The sequence below is a fragment of the Tychonema sp. LEGE 06208 genome (assembly GCF_015207505.1).
Classification (GTDB): domain Bacteria; phylum Cyanobacteriota; class Cyanobacteriia; order Cyanobacteriales; family Microcoleaceae; genus Microcoleus.
Genome location: NZ_JADEWT010000021.1, coordinates 59,801 through 66,171, shown reverse-complemented (window position 1 = coordinate 66,171; position 6,371 = coordinate 59,801). Strand labels below are relative to the sequence as shown.

Genomic DNA, 6,371 nt, shown 5'->3' with positions numbered 1-6,371 from the left:
GGGGGAGAGGGGGGAATTACGAAAATCTTCCTTGATTTTCCCGACAACTGTCAACTGTCAACTGACAACTGACTTCTACTTTTTCAACGAATGAGCTTTGTAAAAAGTTTCGAGGCTTGGCCTGTCGCCCACAAACCGCCAGTGCCAGGGTTCATAACTGACGCCTTGGCGGTTGTTTTTGGGGAAAGACATTTCAAAGCTGAAGGCGGGAGCGTTGGCTTCTAGCCATTTGAATGCTTGGGTATTGTCAAAACTTTGACTGAGGTTAGTTTCGGGGGCGGAGCCGTCGCCAATGTCGATCGCGTAACCGGTATGGTGTTCGCTATATCCAGGAGGGGCGCTGACTTCGGCTCGCTTGGTGGCGTTTTGCCTGCGTTCGGCTTTCACGTCAAAAAATACGTGTTGTTGGTCTTCTACGGAGCGAAAGCCGGATATGGGGGCGAAATAGATCCCTGATGCTGCGGCGGCGTTAGCCATTTCTTGATATTTTGCTGCTGCGGCTTTGCGGAGTTTGATGCCACCGTCGGAGGTGACATTTACCAAGTCTGCGGCTGGTGCTTCTGGGTAAGGCAAGTGTCCCAGCAGGTTGTCTGGGGTTGCGGGTTTTGAGCTAGTAGTTGGACTCGCGACAGATCCCGAAGGCGAACTCGCGGCTGCTGGGTTTTTTTGACTTTGCTCTGCCTGACTGGTGGCTGGGAAAAAGTTAAAGTTGAGGTTCAGCCAAATGCTGACCCCACAGGCTAATGCCGCCAACCCTAGCAGTTTCCAAATCAGCCCTTTTTTCTTGGACTGGCTCGATCCTGCTTCTGGGTATGGGTGGTCTCGCACTGCTTCTGGAATTTCGTCGGCGACAAGCTCCGAGGCTTGCGGGGGTTTTCTTGACAGACTAGCGTTATCCAAGCCAGCTCCACTCCTGCACTTCAATAAGGCTCAACGTTACAAATTGTAGACCGATACGGGCGATCGCACAGCTACAATTGCCGCTGAGTACATATCATCTCTTCCAGACTTCGCCATTTCTCCTCCGCCAACTCTCAAATCTGTTTTAGTTGGGCTCCGATGCCGCCGGTTTTGGTCTAACTGGTTGGTACTGGTTTATTTTAAGTGTCATTTGCTACTTTTGGGCAAAATTTCACAATTGTGCGATCGGCACATCAAACGTCCGCGCCAATTTTAGCAGAGCACGAATTTGTCAGCCATTGCCTTAGCGGGCGATCGGGCATAATTTTTCAGCGTGCTGTAGCGATCGCCCGATCGAGTGGTAATCTCTGTCATAGTCCAACCCTTCTCGGCCGCTAGCTCTGGAAACAGAGTATATTGAGACTTTTTGAATAGATTTTGTTTAGCAAACCCCTTAACTAATTTTATTCGTGAGTAGATCCGTCTGGCATAATTGCGCCAGTGAGCGTAGCATTTTGAAATTCTGCTCCTCCTATTTTTGCATTTGTTAAGTTAGCGCCCGATAAGTCTGCAAAATTTAACCTTGCCGCGCGGAGGTCTGCTGAAATTAGGTCAGCACCACGCAGTTTTGCAGAGTTTAACTCAGCTTGTCGCAAGTCAGCTTCAGTTAAGTCTGCTGTAGTTAGATCGGCACTAACTAATCTTGCATCGTTCAAGTTAACTTGTCTTAAATTAGCTCTGCTCAAATTTATGCTATCCAGTGTTGCTCCCTGAAGTTTGGCCCCACTTAAATTAACATCTCTCAAATCGGAACCACTCAATCTTGCTGAAGTCAAATTAGCCCCTTGTAAATCCGCTCCTATCAATTTAATATTGGTTAAGTCCCTATCAGTTATATCGGCATTTTGTAGCGATACATAAGGAGCAAGTAAATAAGCACCAGCTTTCACAGGATCGAACTCAGTCGGAAATAAAGTTGCTTGATTGCAAATCGCCCCTTGAAGCTGAATACCCTTGAGATTTGCTCCATCAATATTTGCTTCTAAAAGGTTAGAATTACTCAGATTTGCATTTGTCAAATCAGCATTGTTTAAGTCTGCTTTTCTTAAGTATAGCCCGCTTAAGTTAGCTTGACTGAGGTTGGCAGTTGTGAATTTTGTTTGTTGACTGAGTTTAGCACCGCTGAGGTTGGCGCCGTTCAAATCGGCTTCACTAAAATTTGCATTTTCTAGCTTTGCTCCTCTTAAACTCGCCTTACTCAATTTGGTTTTTTCTAGTTTAGCCGATTGTAAATTAGCCTGAGCAAGGTTAGCTCTTGATAAATTAGCCTGAGAAAGATTGGCTGCATATAAATTAGCCTGAGAAAGATTGGCATTGATTAAATTAGCCCGATCGAGGTTGGCACTGGATAAATTGGCATTAGAAAGATTGACACCGCATAATTTAGATTCGCTAAAATTTGTGCCACAAAAAAGTCCATTCCTCATATCTGCTCCGTTTAAAATTGCCCCGCTGAGGTTGAGCCTCTGCCAATTAACACCCCTTAAATTAGCTTGTTTTAAATTAGCTTTACTCAGGTTGATATCAGGAGATAGGTTTTTACCAGTTAGATTAGCACCAGCTAAATTAATCCCCGTAAAATTTTTTTCTCCCTGAGTGTAACGCTCCCAAAACTCCTCAACACTAACAACAGGTTCCAGACATTCCTCAGATTCATCCTCCACATTTTCACAGCTATCGTCTAAAGCAATATTTTCAGCATCCGCCGCCAATCCTTCCAAATAATCAGCTCGATCGATCGCATCCGAACTCGCTGCAAACCGCCCCTCAATTTCCGCCTCACTTAATACTTCGCTGCTGTCAAATCGCTCAATTAATTGGTTGACAATTTGGCAGTCATTGGTGCGAATTCCGATTTCTTTTGCTGCGCTTTCGTCGCTGTTAGTCAGAAAATTGTGACTTCCCAACATGGCAAAAGTCGAATCGCAGACTAAAAAGTTTTCGTGAGTACCCAATAACTTGAGGCGAAATATATCTGGATATTCACTGGCTAATTCTTGCAAATCTGCCAAACCATTGTAGCGCCATCCTTTGCCGATTATTTGCCGATCGCCCAGATAACCCCAGCCCATATCTATCAAACATCCTCGGTTCAAACACTCTCTAATTTTTTGCAGCAATTCATCATTAATGCTGTTACAATTGAGCCAAGGGCAAACAATAATCAGCCGCTCTTTTGCTACTGATAGAGCCTCCACCAACACAGCGCGACTGTTGGCACGATCGCATACTAACTGATACTCAAAGTCTGACTTTGGCTTTTCTGTGTCGGTGTCGAGTTCGATCGGTCGATCGGCAATGACAGACATATCGCTATTTCCCAAACCACACGGCTGTTGCGGGGACGCAATTTCAGCAGTCAAACTTTCTAGCATTTGCGGTTCGGGGCGATCGTTAAATCGCTGTTCCTGTGCCTCTAACTGCCTCTTAAGTTTGGCTAAATATTTTTTCAGAATAACTTGCTCTTCTTCAAGCTGCAATACTCTCGCGGTTATCGATTCTATATCTAGTTCTGTCTCTGACATAGTGCTACCCTCAAATTTAAAATACTTCAAACGCCATGTCTGGGAAGTTTTCCCAAAATCTAATCTTACCAAATTCTGCCATCTAGGCACAATTAGCAGCATTTTCCTCATCCCCTGCATCAACCGCAACTGGATCTAGCTTTTCTTCAATTTTAATCTACATTCCGTACAGTCAACAGTCACAATTTATTTTGAATTAGGAACGAAAAATTAATAATTTAAACATCTGCCCATACTCCTCTATATACCTATTGTTAAAATCACAAATTATCGGAAATTATCTGCATTTATCTATGTTGCATTTGGCTTGAATCTGCTGTTTAGATATCGATACCGTAACTTATGCGATGCAAGTCTTTTATCCCGAATTTTAGGGGTAAAGAGAGGCAGAGCCTCCGGATCTGCATTACCAGGCAGAGCCTGGGAACGAGGAAACAGTCACAATTCTTTTGTACTTGTCTCTATGAACTAATAAGGCTATACATACAATTTTGCGTTGAATATTAACTGAATAAAAAATTGCTTGAAAACTATAAATTATTAATTTAAGAACTGATATCCGTGAGCAATTGTGGTATGTGACACCGCATGGTGAAAAATGTATATTTGAAGTGTGTTAAAAATTGCGAAATGTGAGTTATGATAGAAAGTTGGGCTGCAGCGCGCGGCTTGGTTGCAGGCGCAGCGTTTCTTTCGAGGAAAGCAGGATGCGCCTCGCTTTGACTGATTATTTTTTATGGTTTCTTTTGATGCGAAGTAAAAATAAGCTTTTTTATTACGGATTTACTCTTTCTGCATTTGTTTGTTTATTTGTTTTTTTAGGCATGAGTGTCTTTTCTTTCGCGAGTTCGGCTCAAACCGAAAGCAAATTTCTTTCCGCGCGAGAAAGCGATCCGATCGCAATGGGCTGGATGCAAGGTTTCCCGCCGCCCAAAGACAAGCAGTTGAAATTCGCCGACGGCTCGTTTTTCCAGTTTCCCGCCCTGCGCTGGAGCGTGGCGCACATGAACGAGTTCATGCCCGCCGTCAACGTTTCACGCGGACTGGGCGCGCCAGATCCGCTGCCTTACCGTCTCGATCCACGAATTGACTCGATCGCGTTCCGCCCGCTGAATGCCACGAAAGACATGACATGGGAAGAATCGCTGTGGCAAAACTACACAGACGGCATTCTGGTTTTGCACCGAGGCTCGATCGTTTATGAAAAATACTTTGGTGCGCTGGCGGCCGACAACAAACACGCCGCGATGTCGGTGACGAAATCTCTCACCGGCACCTTGGGCGCAGTTTTGGTCGCCGAAGGCAAGCTGGACGAAAACAAGCGGGTAGCCGAATACATTCCCGAACTCAAAGATTCCGCCTTTGGCGACGCTACCGTGCGCCAAGTGCTGGACATGACGACTGCGCTGCAATTCAGCGAAGAATACGCTAACCCCAAAGCCGAAATCTGGGAGTATTCCGGCGCCGGCAACCCGTTACCCAAACCCAAAGATTACAGCGGGCCCGTGGGCTACTACGCCGCGCTAAAAACGGTGAAAAAGGCCGGCACCCACGGCGAAGCCTTCGGCTATAAAACCCCCAACGCTGACGTAGCGGGCTGGCTGGTTGCCCGCGCCAGCGGCAAGTCGGTGGACGAACTTCTGGCCGATCGCGTGTGGAGCAAAATCGGCATGGAACAGGACGGCTACTATTCGGTGGACGAACTAGGTACTCCCTTCGCCGGTGGCGGCTACAACGCCGGTTTGCGCGACATGGCACGCTTTGGCGAGTTGATTCGCAACCAGGGGCGCTGGAAAGGCACGCAGGTTTTGCCCGCCCGCGCGATCGAAGATATCGCCGGCGGCGGCAGCAAAGCCGCTTTCGCCAAATCGGGCCATCCCGAATTACCAGGCTGGTCTTATCGGGATATGTGGTGGCATACCGGAAACGCCCGCGGCGCTTTTGCCGCGCGTGGCGTGCACGGACAAACGATCTATATTGATCCTGCAGCCGAAATGGTCATCGTGCGTTTCGCCTCCCATCCCATCGCTGCAAACAGCGCTAACGATTCGACTTCACTACCAGCTTACGAAGCTGTCGCCCAGTATTTGATCAAAGGAAATTAAGTTTATGCAGCCTACAACTCTTTTCGATTTGAACGGCAAAGTTGCCATCGTGACCGGCGGCGGCAACGGCATCGGTGCAGCCTGTTGCCGGATGCTGGCTGATTTTGGTGCCACCGTGGTTATTGCCGATTTGAAAGTAGCGGACGCCCAAAAGGTTGCCGATGAGATTGGTGCGGGCGGCGGCAAAGCTTTGGCTGTGGAGTGCAACGTGCTCCGTGACGAAGATTTAATTGGTCTGGTGGAACGCACCATCGCCGAGTGTGGAAGCATTCACGTTCTGGTCAATAACGCTGGCGGCGGCGGTGCCGGCAAAGAAAGTCCGTTCGAGATTTCGCAGCAGCAGTTCGAGCGCCCCTTTCAACTCAATGTTTTCAGCGCGTGGCGACTGTCGCAACTCTGCGCGCCGCACATGAAAAAGGCGGGCTACGGTTCCATCGTCAATATGTCGTCGATGAGTTCCATCAATAAAAGCCCCGCCATCAGCGCCTACGCTGCTTCCAAAGCCGCCATCAATCACATGACGGCAAACCTGGCCTTCGACTACGGCCCGGTAATTCGCGTCAATGCCGTGGGCCCGGGAGCTGTCAGAACGGGGGCCTTGGCTTCGGTTCTGACTCCAGAGGTCGAAGAGCGAATGCTGGCCCATACTCCGCTCCAACGCTTGGGCGAGCCTGAAGACATCGCTGGAGCCGTTCTCTATTTTGCTGCCCCTGTATCTCAGTGGGTCAGCGGACAGGTGCTGTTCGTCAACGGCGGTGGCGTGCAGACGCTGGATTAAGCC

4 protein-coding genes are annotated in these 6,371 nt (G+C 48.1%); 2 read left to right on the top strand and 2 right to left on the bottom strand.

Annotation, left to right across the window (positions count from 1 at the left end; genetic code table 11):
* Window positions 1-75: 75 nt before the first annotated feature.
* Complete coding sequence (locus tag IQ263_RS08220; RefSeq protein WP_194066998.1) at window positions 76-900, bottom strand: M15 family metallopeptidase; 825 nt, start codon at window positions 898-900, stop codon at window positions 76-78.
* Window positions 901-1,364: 464 nt separating this feature from the next.
* Window positions 1,365-3,485, bottom strand: coding sequence for a pentapeptide repeat-containing protein (locus IQ263_RS08210; protein ID WP_194066997.1), 2,121 nt, complete (start codon window positions 3,483-3,485; stop codon window positions 1,365-1,367).
* A 707-nt stretch (window positions 3,486-4,192) separates the two neighbouring features.
* On the opposite strand from IQ263_RS08210, the gene IQ263_RS08205 reads away from it, so the two are divergent.
* Complete coding sequence (locus tag IQ263_RS08205; protein ID WP_228049883.1) at window positions 4,193-5,590, top strand: serine hydrolase domain-containing protein; 1,398 nt, start codon at window positions 4,193-4,195, stop codon at window positions 5,588-5,590.
* A 4-nt stretch (window positions 5,591-5,594) separates the two neighbouring features.
* Window positions 5,595-6,368: a glucose 1-dehydrogenase gene (locus tag IQ263_RS08200; RefSeq protein ID WP_194066996.1), complete on the top strand. Its 774-nt coding sequence runs from the start codon at window positions 5,595-5,597 to the stop codon at window positions 6,366-6,368.
* The last annotated feature ends 3 nt before the right edge of the window (window positions 6,369-6,371 follow it).